This window comes from Bradyrhizobium tunisiense (assembly GCF_042263385.1).
Lineage (GTDB): Bacteria > Pseudomonadota > Alphaproteobacteria > Rhizobiales > Xanthobacteraceae > Bradyrhizobium > Bradyrhizobium tunisiense.
Window position 1 is genome coordinate 23,001 of record NZ_JBHLEV010000007.1, and the last position, 13,831, is coordinate 36,831.

Genomic DNA, 13,831 nt, shown 5'->3' on the forward strand with positions numbered 1-13,831 from the left:
TCAATTTCGCAAGGAGTATCCGAGTGGCTCGTGTCCGACGCAACAAATCCTACAAATTGGCGCAGATCTACGATCGGCGCTCCCGCGAGGTGCCGTTCAATGCCGAAGTGGCGGAGGTCGAGGTCGACAATCCGCTGGCTCTCGATTCCGGTGAGAAGATCCTGGCCATCCGGTCGATCCGTGGCGATCCCCTCGGCCGGCTGCACGCACACCACCAGGTCGACGAGGCGCAATACCTTGGGGGGCGCGCCTTCCAGAGCGATTGGGAGAGGGCGGAGCGGGGTCCTCAGGCGATGGACCCGACGACGGAATATGTCGACGGTGCGCGCATGCGCGAGCCCGTCACCGAGAGCCAGCGCCAGGCGGTGTTGCGGCTGAACCGGGTCGAACGCGAACTCGGCACCGACGGCGCCGCACTGGTGCACGACGTGCTCGTGCTGGGCCTGACCATGGATCAGATCGGGCAGCGTCGTGCCGTCCGGACACAGCGCTGGAACGACTATTTTGCACGGCGTTTTCGCGAATGCCTGGACCGGTTGGCGCTGATCTACGGCTTTGCGACGGAAACAGCGACGCAACGGGCACAGCGGCGAAGATGAAGACGGCACGCCGGCAGGCTCGGCTGCTGGCGTGCCGGTCCGTTGCCCAAAACGCGATGAATCGCCGTCGCGCTTTACGTTGTCGTGATCTTCTCGGAAAACCGCTGCGCACTTTGCGCTAACGCGGCCCTCCGGGGCCGGATCATGCTCTAGGGATGCGGTACGATCTGGTAAGGCGTCGTATAGGGCTCGACACGGAGTGAGGTGTTGGCCAAAAGTCCGATCTTGGCGGTCGGCGCCTGTTGCAATTCACCGTTCGGGCCGCGATGCACGTTGTATCGCCAGACCGTGAGATCGCCTTTCTGCGCCAGCGCATGCGCAACCGCGCTCGCATCGTTGCCTCCGAGCGCCTGAAGCTCCTCCGCCGACAATCCGACCACGATTTCGTCCTTGACGGTGATGATCTTGAACAGGTTCATCTTGGTCTCCTGCGCCCATGCGCCTTGCATCGAGAGGGTGAAAAGCGCGGCCGCGGCGCCCTTGATGAGATCGCAGCGAGAAATCATGCCGTCGTCCTTTGGTGCTGAGGCGCCCGAATCGAAGAGTCTTCAGCCATGGCGCCGTCGTCTGCGTGGCCGTGTCGCAACGGCTTGGTCGTTCGTTCGTGGACAACGGTTCATGGCCGAGAGCATTTCCGGACCAGTGAATCCCGATGCGACAATCCAGCCGGGATCAGAAGATCGGCTGTGAGATCCATCTTCATTTCGCCGTCGGTACAACCGCTAGGGTTGGACTCAACAATTGCGTGTATGCGCTGGAAGGCGCCGAATTCGCAGCCAACGTCCATTCATGTCGGAAACGAGCCGAAACGTTGCGCCGATTGACAGCGACCGCGGCTGTGTGCGTGATTGATGCCGCTTCTTGACGCAGGTGGGTGACGGCGGTCGATATTCCTGTTATCCGGAATTGCCATGGTGCGATGCAGACGAAGCATCGCTACAGCCATTGATGGACTTGTCGGAAGGGTTGTTTGTTGACATAATTGCAACCCTCTGGTTGAGCTCGTGGCTTGGATAGTTCGTTCAGCGTGCCAACCGGTCGGGGCCATCCGGTCGAGAGTTCGTCGCGATAGGGCTGTTGTGGCGTCTGGTCGTGGCGTCCGGTTCTCGAATGGATCACAAAGGCCGATGCTTGTCATAGGTGCGAGATGAAGAACCTCAATTTCGCGGCTGAACTGCACCTCAAGCTCGGCGCTCCTGCAAGCGGTACGGTCGAAAGTCTGCGGCTGCTCCGTGCGTTCCTGAAGCTCGCGCCTCGACAGCGTTTCGAGGTCATCAAGCTGGTCGAAGACCTCGCCACCGAAGAAGCTCTTCCCGAGCACCCCTTGTCCTGAGCCCGGGACGCGCGCCGGCCTTGGGCCCTTCGTTTCCTGCTTCGTTTTCCTGCCAGAGCCGGTCTCCGGCGACATTTCCACCGAGGCTGGCGCTGGAAGGCGATCCGGCAAGTGTGGTATTCAGTTGGGAAAACGGGAGGAGTGCGACCATGATCGAACCGAAGCTCGAAGTTCCGGCCGAACTGCGCGACCTGGCCGAGAAGACGATTGACCAGGCGGAGAAAGCATTCGGGATGTTTTTCGAAGCCGCCACCAAATCAATGTCGTCCGTTCCTGGCGCAGGGACGGAGGTGTCGAAACAGGCGCTGGTTTTCACCGAGCAGAACATGAAGTCGGCCTTCGAGCATGCGCGCAAGCTCGTTCATGCCACCGACCTCCAGGAAGCGATGCGAATCCAGTCCGATTTCCTGCGTAGCCAGTTCACCAGCGCCGGAGATCACATGCGCCAGATGACCGGCAGTCTCATGCAACCGGGCAAGGGCAAGTCCTGAGGCTCGGCTTGTGCACAGCGTGCCCATAAATTGAACTTGCATGGCGTGGCGATCCGCACTTCGATGCTGGTGCGGATCCATGCCGGGCCACCGAATGAGCTCATTCGCCGTCTGGCATCTCTTCTGCTGATCCCTGTCGGTCCTCCGGCAGGGATTTGCATTTCTGGCAGATGTGGTCCCCGGCGGCTGCCGCTTCACGCCTTGCGCTAACGCGGTCCTTCGGGTCCGGATCGTGCCCTAGCGCAGCGATGCGATGTAGGCGGCGATGTCGCCGGCTTCGGTCCGGCTCAGGGGGAAGTTCGGCATCTTCGGGTGCGGATCGAGCAAGAAGAAGGCGAGCCTCTCCGGATTGAAGTCCTGCCTGCGCGCGACGGCGACAAAGGAGGGGACGTCGGCACTCGCCTGAGCCTGGCCGTTCGCGACGACATGGCAACTCGCGCACCAGCGCTTGGCGAGATCGGCACCGTGATTGGCATCGGCTGCGAGCGCCGAGGACGTGCCGACGCTCGAGGTTACGGCGAGCAGCACGCAGATTCGTCTCAAATGCTGGTGCATAGGGTAACCTTCATGCATTCGTCGGCGGCAAAGCTCATCCGCAGCACGACCCTGGAAATTGCGAGAGATCAATGCGGGCGATGATCGACCGCAGCAGCTTGCGGACCGAACGGTAGAGATGCCGCACGGGTGTCGGCATCCTCGCCGCGGGCAGGCCTTTGGTATCAAGACTTTCGATATAGTGCGACACGTGTCTCTCCGAGGCCATGCGGCTCTTCTACCCCGCCGCCCCGGAACCGCCTTGATCTGCCGCAAAGCGCCCGCCGGCTAATAGTCGCCCGGATTCATGATCATCGGGCTCTTCGTGTCAGCCGGCGCAAGCGCGCTGCTGGCGCTGTCACGCAGGAAGCGGTCAAGCGTTTCCTGGATCTTCTCCTTGACCGCGTTGGGGCCGCGATCGCTCATCTCCGTGTGCTGCGCGCCGGTGTGGACGATGTCGATACCACGCGCCTTGGCCTCTTCCGGCGTCGGCAGCACGCCGGGATCGGTCACGAAATGCGGGTCTTTGGACCTGAACGACAGGATCCTCATGCCGTCGCTGAGCACGAAAGGTACCCGCAGATTGTCGAGAGTGATCACCTTCGACACCAGCTCCGGGTGCTGGTGGGCGACATACATCGAGACATCGCCGCCGTTGGAATGGCCAACAAGGGTGATGTGGTCGTAATCGACGTTCTCCAGACGCCTCTTCAATTCGCCCAACACGAAAAGAATATTGGCCTCACAGCGGATATAGACGTCACGCCGGCCGACATATTGCTGCCCGACGAGGGTCATCAACGGCGGATCGCTCGGCAGGTCCTGCTGGATGCTGACAACCAGATAGCCCCGCGCGGCGAGTCCGTTGGCGAGGAATGAATATTCGGTGGCCTTGACGGTGTTGCCGTTGCTGATGATGGCGAGGGGGAGCTTCCAGAGGCCGAGATTGGCCTTGGTCTCGTAGTCGCGCCGCACGGCCACCTCGACGGCGATCGGCCGCTGACGCGAGGCATCGAACAACGCAAGGGCCTCATGGCGGATCGCGAACCGGCTGACGAGGAAATACTCCCCGACGCCGAGGACGCAGAGAAACGCCAGGATGGCAAACACCCTCTTCATGGTTTCGTCTCAATCACGTTCGGCTGAATATGGTCATTGGGAACTCCCGGATCGAGCGATCGTGAGCAGGTTACGGGATTAAATTCAGGCAAGTTTGTGAGCAAGGCCGCAAAAGGGCCGCATGCCCCGGGGGCACTACGTTGCGAACGGCGGCGGAGGGCTAGAGACAGCCGGATTTGCCGCGTTCGGGGCAGAGCCGGAATGCGCTCGACAACGTGAGCAGGAAGCGGGGACTGCGGCGCGTGTTGTCCGGTGCCCGGTAGCTCAAGGGCACGGCCACGCCGAGATCGGCCTGTAGATCGTCCGGCAGGAAGAAGCGCACACCGGCTCCGGCCGATGTGAGCGACAGACCCTCGCTCAGGCGGTAACCGTGGTTCCAGACGGCGCCGGCGTCGCCGAAGGCGTAGAGCTGATAGCCGGTCCAGTAGCGGAAATTGAGCTTCTGGTCGAAGCGCAGTTCGAGCGAGCCGGCAAGGCCGTTGTCGCCGCTGATCTCGGCTGCGCCGTAGCCCCGGCCGAAGGCCGCACCCCCGAGATAGAACTGCTGCGAGGTGAACAGCGGCCGCGACGCCGTCTGGCTCGCCGCGGAGAGCTTGAGCGACCAGGCATCGTTGAGCGTCTGGTAGCGCGTGAACCAGAGGTTCAGCACCGAGAAGTTCGACGAGGCGCCGTTGCGCGACACCAGATCGTCGTTGAAATGCGAAGCGCCGAAGACGTCGAGGCCCTGGCGGTAGATCAGCGTCGCGAAATTTGTTCCGCCGAAGTGATCCTGCAGCCTGTAGTCGGCGGTCAGGCTCGCTGTCCTGATGTGGTCATTGTACCAGAGGCCGTACAGGTCGTGCTCGGACACGTTGCTGAAGCTCGCCGCCGCAGTCAGCGTGAGCGTGGAGGATTGCGATTGCAGCGGAACGACGCCGGCGCGCAGCTCGAAGGCCTCGGTCGTCGTGATGTCGCTGTCGAGGCGACGGGCATCGCCCGGCCGGACCGCGCTGTACAGGACGGAAGCGCCGAGACGTACGCCATCGACGCCGACGGGCACGTCATAAGACAGCCGCGCAAAGCCGAGCTCGCGAGGATCGTTGGCGATCGTCGACAGGTTGACCGCCAGCGTGTCTCCCGGCGCGAGATAGGAGTTGAACGCGCCGGTGGCATAGGTCTGCCAGGGCCCGACCGAGGATGATCCGAGATTGTCCAGACCGAACGAGGAGAAGACGTGCCAGGTCTTCAAATGGACTGTGAGTCGGAAGCGGCCGGATGCGCCGCCGATCTCCTCGAGCGCGGTATCGGTGATCCGGATGCCCGGCCTGCCATTGATGAGGAAGAGCTGGCGTTCGAGCGTCGGCAGGCGTGACGGCTGCTCGGCCAGAACCGGTCCGAGCATCGGCCTGACGCCGAACTGCTCGGCGCCGTCGCCTTTCAGCTCGACCTGCACGATGGCGCCCTCGATCACCTGGATCCGGACCCGGCCATCCGCAATGTCCTGCGGCGGCACGATGGCCCGGCTCAGATGGAAGCCGTCGGCGCGGTAGAGATCGCTGATCGCGCCTGCGATCCCGGCGAGATCCGCCTGCGAGACTTTCTTGCCGACATACGGCTGATAGACAGCGGCAAGGCGATCGGGGGAGACGGCGTGGGCACCGCTGATATTGATGCCGCGCAGCACGAATTGCGGCTTGGTGTTGCCACCGGTGTTGGGCTGGCCGACCGACGGCAGCCTGACCGGCGGACGGCTCAGCGTTTCCCGCTCGGTTTGGTTTTCAAAGTATTTCTCGGGCTGGCGCGGATCGAAACCCGGCTGGTTCGCCTGTTGTGCGAAGGCTTGGGAAACTCCCGCAAAAATGGGAGCCAATAGCGCCAGCGCGGTAATGAGATGCCGCCTCTCGACGCGCGCAGCGAGTCGTTCACCGTAGTTTGACGGAGAAGCTGCCGCGGGGCGGTAAGAGTTCATTAGCTGCATGATTTTTCATAGTTTTTTATGGTCAATGATTGGTTAAGGTCGCTGCTCCGCTGCCCGTCACCCGCTAATTCTCTCTTGAGTGATTTCGGATACGCCTCAGGTCCGGCTGTAACGCGGACTGAGGGTTGTCATGCTCGACAGAATTGGAATGCGGTGCGCCTTCGCGGCGGCACTGATCCTGGGAATGGCTTCCGGTGCGTTCGCTGCGGACGATGGTGTCTGGTCGGTCAGCAAGTCGACCGGCGAGGTGTGGATCGCGACCGACGGGGCGCAACAGGTTTCGCTGAACCCGGAAGAGACCCTCAAGCCCGGCAATACCATCCGCACCGGACGTAATGGCCGGGTGCTGCTCGTCCGCGGCGAGGAAACGATACTGATCGCTCCCAACTCCGTGGTCGGCTTGCCGGCGGAGAAGAAGGAGGGGCTCTCGACCACGATCATCCAGCAGGCGGGTTCGATCCTGCTCGAAGTCGAGAAGCGCAACGTCAAGCATTTCGAGGTCGAGACGCCCTATCTCGCCGCCGTCGTCAAGGGAACGAAGTTCAGTGTCACGGTGGGGGCCGGCAGCACCAACGTCGGCGTGCTCGGTGGCCAGGTCGAAGTCTCCGACTTCAGGACGGGACAGATTGCCCAGGTCATGCCGGGACAGGCGGCCACCGTCTCCGAGCACGGCAAGCCTGGCCTCAGCCTGAGCGGAGCGGGCACGTTCAATCCCATCGAGCATGGCAAGCCGCGCGCTCCGACGGTCGAGCGCATTCCCGTGCCGAAATCAGGCCTGACGGCGCCGCGCAATGCCGGGAACGGCCATGCAATCCACGCGCTCGGTCCGGTCGATAAGGGCAGCAAGGCGGCCGGAGCTCACACCCTTAAGGGCGACGGAAGCCCCAAGACCGGCGTCGTGCGCATCTCGAGCTCGCTCGGCGAGGTCAAGCTGAACGTCCACAAGGCCACGCGCGGGCTGGCCCACGGCGTCGATGCTCCCGGTCAAGTGCGCAGGGCGAATGCGAGCACCGGAAGCCAGACGACGGTCTGGAGCGACGGCAAGACCAATCCGACCGGATCCAACAGCTCTGTCCAGACCGCGCTCACGACCAGCGGAGCTGCGACGGCCGGCAATGGCGCTTCGCATGCAGGAGCGGCGATCGCTGCAGCAACAGCCGGCGCATCGAGCGACAGCCCCGGGGCCGACAACGCAAATGGCGGTGGCAACAACGGCAATAACGGCCACGGCAACAATGGTGCCACCGGCAACGGCAGGGGCAACAACGGCAACGGCAATGGCGGCGGCAATGGCAGCAACGGCCATGGCGTTGCCCACGGCAGACGCTGAGACGGTTTTCTCGGGAAATGAAGGGGGCGCTCCCATTGCAGCGAGCGCGCGGGAGGATCGAAGTGAAACGCTATCGGCCGCATATTCTCGTCGTGATCGCGCTCGCGATCGTGCTGTCCACGGGATGGCATGGCGCGCTACGCAACGCGCTCACCGATTTGCGGTTCAGCTGGCAATCGCGTGCGGCCAGCGGCAATGTCGTCGTGGTGGCCATCGATGCACCCTCCATCGATCGGATCGGGGTGTGGCCCTGGCCGCGCCAGCTGCACGCGGACCTGCTGCACAGGCTCGAGGCCGCGGGAGCCGGGGATATCGCCTTCGATGTCGATTTCAGCACGCCGTCGGATCCGGCTTCCGACCAGGCCTTCGTCAATGCGCTACGCGAGGTCGGGGGCTCGACGATCCTGCCGTCCTTCAAGCAGCCGTCGCCGAACGGTGGACCGGCGCACGTCAATCGCCCACTGAAGCCGTTCGCCAACCAGTCCTGGCCGGCCCTCGTGAACGTCGCAGTCGAATCCGACGGGCTCGTTCGCCGCTATCCGTTCGGAGAATGGCTCGGCGATGCCTTGATGCCGTCGATGGCCGTCGTGCTGGCCGGGCAGGACGCCAATCGGCGGCCGCCCTTCCTGATCGATTTCGGCATTCGTGCAACCTCCATTCCGAGCGTATCCTATGTCGACGTGCTGCGCGGCGATACCGCTGCCCTCGCCAAGCTGAGGGACAAGAAGATCATCGTCGGTGCCACCGCGCTCGAGCTTGGTGACCGGTTCAGCGTCCCCAACGGCAAGATCATCTCGGGGCCGGTCCTCCAGGCGCTGGCCGCCGAATCGATCCTTCAGGGCCGGATGCTGCGCTGGACGTCCGATGTCGGCATGATTCTGGGCCTGGGTTTGATCTGCCTGCTGATGGTGTATTCGTGGCGCCGCGTCGCACCCGGAATTCGCGTCGCTGTCCTCATCGCCCTCGGAGCGGCCGTCGAATTGATTGCAGGCCTCGTGCAGGCAAGATGGCCCCTCGTCATCGACACCTCGCTATTCCACATCGCGATCATCGCCTATCTGGCCGCGATTGCGCTGGACGAGATCGATTTTCGCGGTCTGCTGGGACGCATCGCCGAGAGCCGCTTTCACCGCATCGCGATGTCGCTCGGCGACGGCCTCGTCTGCACCGACGAGGAGCACCGGATCACGGTCTGGAATCCGGGCGCGAGCGCGATCTTCGGCTACACGCCGGCCGAGATGATCGGCCGCCCGTTCGAAACGCTGTGCGCTGTGGCGAGGGACGGCAATGCAAGCCCGTCCATGCACGACGCCGCGCGCCAGGCGCTTCTGGTTCCGGGCGGGGCGGTCGTGGTCGAGTTCGATGGCCGGCGCAAGAATGGCGAAACCTTCTCCGTCGAGGCGAGCTTCTCGGGCTGGCAGGGAACGGATGGCTTTCAGTACGGCGCGATCCTGCGCGACATCTCTGTGCGCAAACGCGAGGCCGAACGCGTCAAATATCTTGCCGAACACGACGTGCTGACCGGTCTTGCCAATCGCAACGCGCTGCATGCCGGACTGGTCGGCATGATCGCGGATGCGGAGCGACAGCCTCGCGAGGTCGCGTTGCTCGTGATCGGGCTCGACGGCTTCCAGCAAATCAACGACATGCTTGGGCATGCGGCCGGAGACCTCGTGCTGCGGGCGGTCGCGCAGCGTCTGCGGACAGAAGTCGATGGCAAGGCGGTCGTTGCCCGGCTCAGCGGCGACGAATTCGCCATCGCGCTCGATGGTGCAGAGGCGGGCGAGCCGGTCGCGGCAATCGCCGAGCGGATCGCGTACGCGTTCGAAGCGCCGCTTGCGACGGGCGCGCGGCAGCACCGCGTCAGGATCAGCATCGGAGTTGCCGTCTATCCTGAAGGCGGACACAACGCTGACGAACTCCTGAGCAACGGCCATCTCGCGCTGAGCCGTGCCAAGGCGACGCGGCGGGGCAGCCATGTGCTGTTCGAGGCTGCGATCAGGCAGGAGCTGGAGAACCGGCTGACGCTGGAGAGCGAGTTGGCGCTTGCCGCAGATCGCGGTGAGTTCGAACTATTCTACCAGCCCCAGGTTCGTCTGCTCGACGGCAGCCTCGTCGGGGCCGAAGCGCTCATCCGCTGGCGACATCCCGTGCGCGGCTACGTCTCGCCTGCGGAGTTCATGCCGGTGGTCAACAGCTCGGCACTGTCAGAGCGGATCGCGAACTGGGTGATGGAGACCGCCTGCCGTCAGGCGCGTGCCTGGGAGTTGTCCGGCAACGGCGTGCGCGTCGCGATCAACCTCTCGCCCTCGCAGCTTGACTCCGGCGATCTCGCACATTCTGTTGCGGCACTGCTCGAATCGACGGGGCTCGCGCCCTCGCTGCTAGAGATCGAGGTCACCGAAGACATCCTGCTCCATGACGAAAGCCGCGTGCTCGACATGTTCAAGCGGATCCAGCAACTGGGTGTCCGCATCCTGTTCGACGATTTCGGCACGGGCTATGCGAGCCTGAGCTATCTGAAGAAATTTCCGCTCGACGGGCTCAAGATCGACAGGTCGTTCGTGTTCGGCCTGCTCGCGAATTCCGACGATGCCGCGATCGTCGGCTCGACAATCGGGCTCAGCAAGCAACTCGGCCTCACGGTCGTGGCTGAAGGCATCGAGAACCGCGCAACCGCCGACTTCCTGGTCAGCATGGGATGCGAGGAAGCGCAGGGATATTTCTTCGGCCGTCCGATGCCCGCCGAGGCATTCGAAAAGCAGTTTCTGGCGGCCGAACTCGAAGCTGTCAGCGCCGCCTGAGCAAGTGGCGGCGGTCTATCTCCGCCGCGCGATTGCCATCCCGAAGAGGAACGCGACGAACAGACTGGCGAGCGGCGCTTCGCGCGTGATCGCCGAGACCGTCGCGAGGGCTCCGCCGGGCTTGCGCGATTCCTCGATCGTAGACGTCAGACGGCCGACTGCTGCGTGCAGGCCGCCGGCGACTTCACCGATCGTGCGGGAGACATCGGCTGCCGTATCGATGGCACGCTCGGCCGCGCCGGGTTGCGAAGTGGACTGCGGTATCTCGGTGCTCAAGCGCGCGACTCCAAGCCTGATGATGGAGGCCGACACCTTTGGCTATCCGCGCGAGCGCTCGTTTTGAACAGCGGGTCGGATGACCTTTGGCTATCCGCGCGAGGCGCCGTGGTTGACGGCGGGTGCCGGCCTTGGATGAGCAATTCAGCGCACGGGATTTTGTTCCGAGATGATTCGGCGATCGAAGAGGTACCCGGGAAACGACGGGTGCGAATCTCTGTTAGGCTTGCTCAACCTTGTGACGTGAGGAGGCAGCCGTGACCGATCGGACCGTGACGGATCGCGCCCGGCGCATCGCCTTGCTCGGCGCCCCCATCGACATGGGCGCGTCGCAGCGCGGCACCTTGATGGGTCCTGCGGCGCTGCGGACCGCGGGCCTTGCGACCCTGCTCGAAAGCCTGGATTTCGAGGTCGCCGACTACGGCGATCTTTCCGTAAGCGATGTCCGGGACCTCGCCGACAGGCCGCCGGAAAGAGCCAATCACTACCGCGAGATCCAGCGCTGGACGCGCCTTCTGAGCCAACGCGGCCATGAGATCGCGAAGACGGGCGCGTTGCCGATCTTCCTCGGCGGCGATCACACGCTGTCGATGGGGTCGGTCAATGCCATGGCGCGCCATTGGCAGGAACGTGGACGCGAGTTGTTCGTGCTCTGGCTCGATGCCCATGCCGACTACAACACGCCGCAGACGACGATTACCGCCAACATGCACGGCATGTCGGCAGCGTTCTTGTGCGGCGAGCCGGGCCTCGACGGCCTGCTTGGCGACGATCCGCGCGCTTCGATCAGCCCTGACAGGCTCGATCTGTTCGGCGCGCGTTCGATCGACAAGCTGGAGAAGGAGCTGATGCGGGCGCGCCAGATCAGGGTGGTCGACATGCGCCAGATCGACGAGTTCGGCGTCGCCGTTTTGATCCGGCGGGTCATCGAGCGCGTCAAGGCCCGCAACGGCGTCCTGCACGTCAGCTTCGACGTCGATTTCCTCGACCCGTCCGCGGCGCCGGGCGTCGGCACCACGGTGCCGGGTGGCGCGACTTATCGCGAGGCACACCTGATCATGGAGCTGTTGCACGATTCAGGGACGGTCGGATCGGTCGATATCGTCGAGCTCAATCCCTTCCTGGACGAACGCGGCCGGACGGCGCGGACTGCAGTCGAGCTGATCGGCAGCCTGTTCGGCCAGCAGATCACCGACCGCCCGACGCCGAGCAACGCGATCGCTCCGGGCGAGTGAAGCGGCGGCTGACAAAGCCGGTGAGCTTCGATCTCCTGAAGCAGGGGATGGGTTTGGGTTGAACGGATTGCCGCAGCCTGTTCAAGGGCGGCGTCTCTCTCGATGTCGCCGCTTCCAACAGGAAGGGAACATTTGCGCAATTGCCAAGTTTTCCCGGTGCCCTTCCCCAAGGGTGACCCCGATGGCCCCAGCTCCGATGTCCCCATAACCCCGCGAGCTGGGGCCTCTTTTTCCCCAGACCGGACGGCGGCGCGGCCGGACCTTGCCGACGCGTTATCTTTCCGGCAGTCGCCAATAGAGGCGGACACCATGAAATGGATGCTTGTGGTCCTGGTGGGTGGCGTCGCGCCGGTTAATACCAATCTCGTATTCGACAGGTTCGCCGATTGCCTTTCGGCCGAGGCGCAGATGCGACAGCATTACCTGGATGCGTTCGATGCCTGGGACCGTTTGGCCGCAGCGAGAATTGACCGGCGCAGCGACTACAAGAAGGCCCGCGATCTCGAGGCGAAGAGATTGCTGAGCAACGTTGGCACCTGCGTGCCGCACGGCGGCGGAGATTCCGTTGCGCCGACGGAGCCGCCCAAGCCGCCCGCCGCGCCTTCTCAACAACCTGCCGCGCCGTCGCAGCCACCCCCTCGAACCTAGCGAAGCGCAGCGCCTCATCGAAAATGGCCGCGCCCTTCGGAGCGCGGCCGCATTCGTGATAACGCGCGACACGCTTACCAGTGGTGATGATGCCAGCGGTGCCGCACGACGGGATAGGGCCCGCCGTAATAGGCATAGGCGGGACGTACGACCCGGCGATAGCGGTAGCCGTAGGAAACGGGCTGCGTGTAGTAGGTCGTCGTAGAGTATCCGCCACCCCAACGATACGGTGCATCGTAGTCATAGGCATAAGGGCCGCCGTAGTAGCCAGCGCGGTAGTAGCCAGGACCGTAACCGTAATAACCGTAGCCGGGCCCCCAGCCGTAAGCCGAGGAGGCGAGGCCACCGATCACGGCACCTGCGACAAGGCCGCCGGCGATGCCCGGTCCCCAGCCTCGCCAGTGAGCTTCGGCTGGAGATGTCGCCGCGACCGAACTCAGACCAAGAGCTCCGGCCATCAGCGCCGATATTGCAATCTTCTTCATCGCGGTACCTCTTACATCACATCTGCCTCTGCCCCGGCTATAACGGGAAAAGTAGGTAATAGTTGCTAGCTGCCAGAGCCTCCCTCGGAGCCAATGCCAGCTCGGACCTTCGACAAACCGCGACAGAAAACGAGCCGGGACCATGGGACCCCTGCGACTAAATATGACTGGGAAAAACTAGAAACTTTCCGAAATGCGTCGAGTTGGCAGCGAAGGATTCCGTGTCCTGGAGAGCAAGCATCGTGGACGACGCCGTCTTGAAGAACGCCACCGAGACCGCATGGACGGTGTACCGCGCACGTCATCCCGATGTCGACCTGTTCGACAGCCGGCGATGTCTGCTGGAACGCCACCTGCTCAGGAGAAAGGAAGAGTGCGAGAGCGATGCCGAAGAACTCGCCAGCCTCGGGATAGCCTACCTGAACGGGCTCCCGGGCGAGGAATGTTGACGAGCATGAAAATGCTCGTCGCGAGCCTGGCCGGCGGAAGCACAAGGCCGATCTGGACGCTGCTCGCGATCTCGTTTCTCATCGCGGCGATCATCGTGATCGCCTTGCGGATTCTCTTCGGGGGTTAGTTACGGGCACACCACGGACTGCCGGTCTGGACCGGGCCGCAGGCTAGGGCGAGGGACTGCAGTCCACCACCTTGATCCTCCCGGCGCCGTCAAACGCCAAGACGGCGCTCATGACACCCGTGCTGGTGGCGTAAGAGATCACGGTTCTATCGTCCGAAGGATTGAGGTCGTCCAACGTGCCTGCGGGATATTTGCGGAGGCGATCGATCCAATAGGCACGAAGTGCCTCGCGGCCGGTGATGGTCTGGATCCCGCTGCAGCCGCAGTGCACCACGGCATCGTCGGCATGAAGTTCCAAGAGGGCTTCGATATCGCCGGCGCGATAGGCATCGAGCCAGTCGACCGCAACGCCCATCGGGTCAAATGACATGGTTCTCATATACCGTCCAAATCTGGGATTAAGGCCGCGTAAACCCCGCTAAGCCCCTTTCTCCAATCGATTA

16 protein-coding genes are annotated in these 13,831 nt (G+C 63.5%); 9 read left to right on the plus strand and 7 right to left on the minus strand.

Translation table 11 applies throughout. The features are described 5' to 3' along the window. Positions 1–23 precede the first annotated feature (23 nt). On the plus strand, positions 24–599 hold the full coding sequence (locus ACFDR6_RS26495) for a hypothetical protein (protein WP_212090591.1): 576 nt from the start codon (positions 24–26) through the stop codon (positions 597–599). A gap of 149 nt (positions 600–748) precedes the next feature. Here ACFDR6_RS26495 and ACFDR6_RS26500 read toward each other — a convergent pair whose 3' ends face one another. Then, complete coding sequence (locus ACFDR6_RS26500; RefSeq protein WP_317243166.1) at positions 749–1,105, minus strand: hypothetical protein; 357 nt, start codon at positions 1,103–1,105, stop codon at positions 749–751. A gap of 641 nt (positions 1,106–1,746) precedes the next feature. Here ACFDR6_RS26500 and ACFDR6_RS26505 point away from each other — a divergent pair. Then, positions 1,747–1,932, plus strand: coding sequence for a hypothetical protein (locus tag ACFDR6_RS26505; RefSeq protein ID WP_007601490.1), 186 nt, complete (start codon positions 1,747–1,749; stop codon positions 1,930–1,932). 149 nt (positions 1,933–2,081) lie between these two features. After that, the gene (locus ACFDR6_RS26510) at positions 2,082–2,423 is read left to right on the plus strand and encodes a phasin (protein WP_094972645.1); all 342 of its coding nucleotides are present in this window, start codon (positions 2,082–2,084) and stop codon (positions 2,421–2,423) included. A gap of 237 nt (positions 2,424–2,660) precedes the next feature. Here the strand turns inward: ACFDR6_RS26510 and ACFDR6_RS26515 are convergent, their stop codons facing one another. From ACFDR6_RS26515 to ACFDR6_RS26525, 3 genes are all read right to left on the minus strand, one after another. Next, the gene (locus ACFDR6_RS26515; RefSeq protein ID WP_212090595.1) at positions 2,661–2,978 is read right to left on the minus strand and encodes a c-type cytochrome; all 318 of its coding nucleotides are present in this window, start codon (positions 2,976–2,978) and stop codon (positions 2,661–2,663) included. Between the two features lie 267 nt (positions 2,979–3,245). Beyond that, the gene (locus ACFDR6_RS26520; RefSeq protein ID WP_212090597.1) at positions 3,246–4,076 is read right to left on the minus strand and encodes an alpha/beta hydrolase; all 831 of its coding nucleotides are present in this window, start codon (positions 4,074–4,076) and stop codon (positions 3,246–3,248) included. Between the two features lie 160 nt (positions 4,077–4,236). Beyond that, complete coding sequence (locus tag ACFDR6_RS26525) at positions 4,237–6,033, minus strand: ShlB/FhaC/HecB family hemolysin secretion/activation protein (protein ID WP_375860050.1); 1,797 nt, start codon at positions 6,031–6,033, stop codon at positions 4,237–4,239. A gap of 130 nt (positions 6,034–6,163) precedes the next feature. Here ACFDR6_RS26525 and ACFDR6_RS26530 point away from each other — a divergent pair, with 130 nt between their 5' ends. Both ACFDR6_RS26530 and ACFDR6_RS26535 read left to right on the plus strand, forming a co-directional pair. Beyond that, the gene (locus ACFDR6_RS26530; RefSeq protein ID WP_375860051.1) at positions 6,164–7,363 is read left to right on the plus strand and encodes a FecR domain-containing protein; all 1,200 of its coding nucleotides are present in this window, start codon (positions 6,164–6,166) and stop codon (positions 7,361–7,363) included. 62 nt (positions 7,364–7,425) lie between these two features. After that, a complete protein-coding gene (locus tag ACFDR6_RS26535; protein WP_375860052.1) occupies positions 7,426–10,167 on the plus strand; it encodes an EAL domain-containing protein in 2,742 nt (913 codons plus the stop codon). A 15-nt stretch (positions 10,168–10,182) separates the two neighbouring features. Here the strand turns inward: ACFDR6_RS26535 and ACFDR6_RS26540 are convergent, their stop codons facing one another. Beyond that, positions 10,183–10,443, minus strand: a complete 261-nt coding sequence (locus ACFDR6_RS26540) for a hypothetical protein (RefSeq protein ID WP_212090616.1) — start codon at positions 10,441–10,443, stop codon at positions 10,183–10,185. Between the two features lie 257 nt (positions 10,444–10,700). Between ACFDR6_RS26540 and rocF the strand changes: the two genes are divergently transcribed. Continuing rightward, positions 10,701–11,678, plus strand: a complete 978-nt coding sequence (rocF, locus tag ACFDR6_RS26545) for an arginase (protein WP_212090619.1) — start codon at positions 10,701–10,703, stop codon at positions 11,676–11,678. A 309-nt stretch (positions 11,679–11,987) separates the two neighbouring features. Beyond that, positions 11,988–12,326 (plus strand): hypothetical protein, encoded by a 339-nt coding sequence (locus tag ACFDR6_RS26550; RefSeq protein WP_212090633.1) that lies wholly within the window; start codon positions 11,988–11,990, stop codon positions 12,324–12,326. A 74-nt stretch (positions 12,327–12,400) separates the two neighbouring features. On the opposite strand, the gene ACFDR6_RS26555 is transcribed toward ACFDR6_RS26550, so the two are convergent. Next, positions 12,401–12,811, minus strand: coding sequence for a hypothetical protein (locus ACFDR6_RS26555; RefSeq protein ID WP_375860053.1), 411 nt, complete (start codon positions 12,809–12,811; stop codon positions 12,401–12,403). Between the two features lie 242 nt (positions 12,812–13,053). On the opposite strand from ACFDR6_RS26555, the gene ACFDR6_RS26560 reads away from it, so the two are divergent. Together ACFDR6_RS26560 and ACFDR6_RS26565 are read left to right on the plus strand one after the other, a co-directional pair. Beyond that, a complete protein-coding gene (locus ACFDR6_RS26560) occupies positions 13,054–13,260 on the plus strand; it encodes a hypothetical protein (RefSeq protein WP_375860054.1) in 207 nt (68 codons plus the stop codon). A 5-nt stretch (positions 13,261–13,265) separates the two neighbouring features. Beyond that, positions 13,266–13,388 carry a hypothetical protein gene (locus ACFDR6_RS26565; RefSeq protein WP_375860055.1) on the plus strand — a complete coding sequence of 41 codons (123 nt, stop codon included), beginning with the start codon at positions 13,266–13,268 and terminating at the stop codon, positions 13,386–13,388. Between the two features lie 43 nt (positions 13,389–13,431). Here ACFDR6_RS26565 and ACFDR6_RS26570 read toward each other — a convergent pair whose 3' ends face one another. Then, positions 13,432–13,758 (minus strand): nuclear transport factor 2 family protein, encoded by a 327-nt coding sequence (locus ACFDR6_RS26570; RefSeq protein ID WP_375860056.1) that lies wholly within the window; start codon positions 13,756–13,758, stop codon positions 13,432–13,434. Between the last annotated feature and the right edge of the window lie 73 nt (positions 13,759–13,831).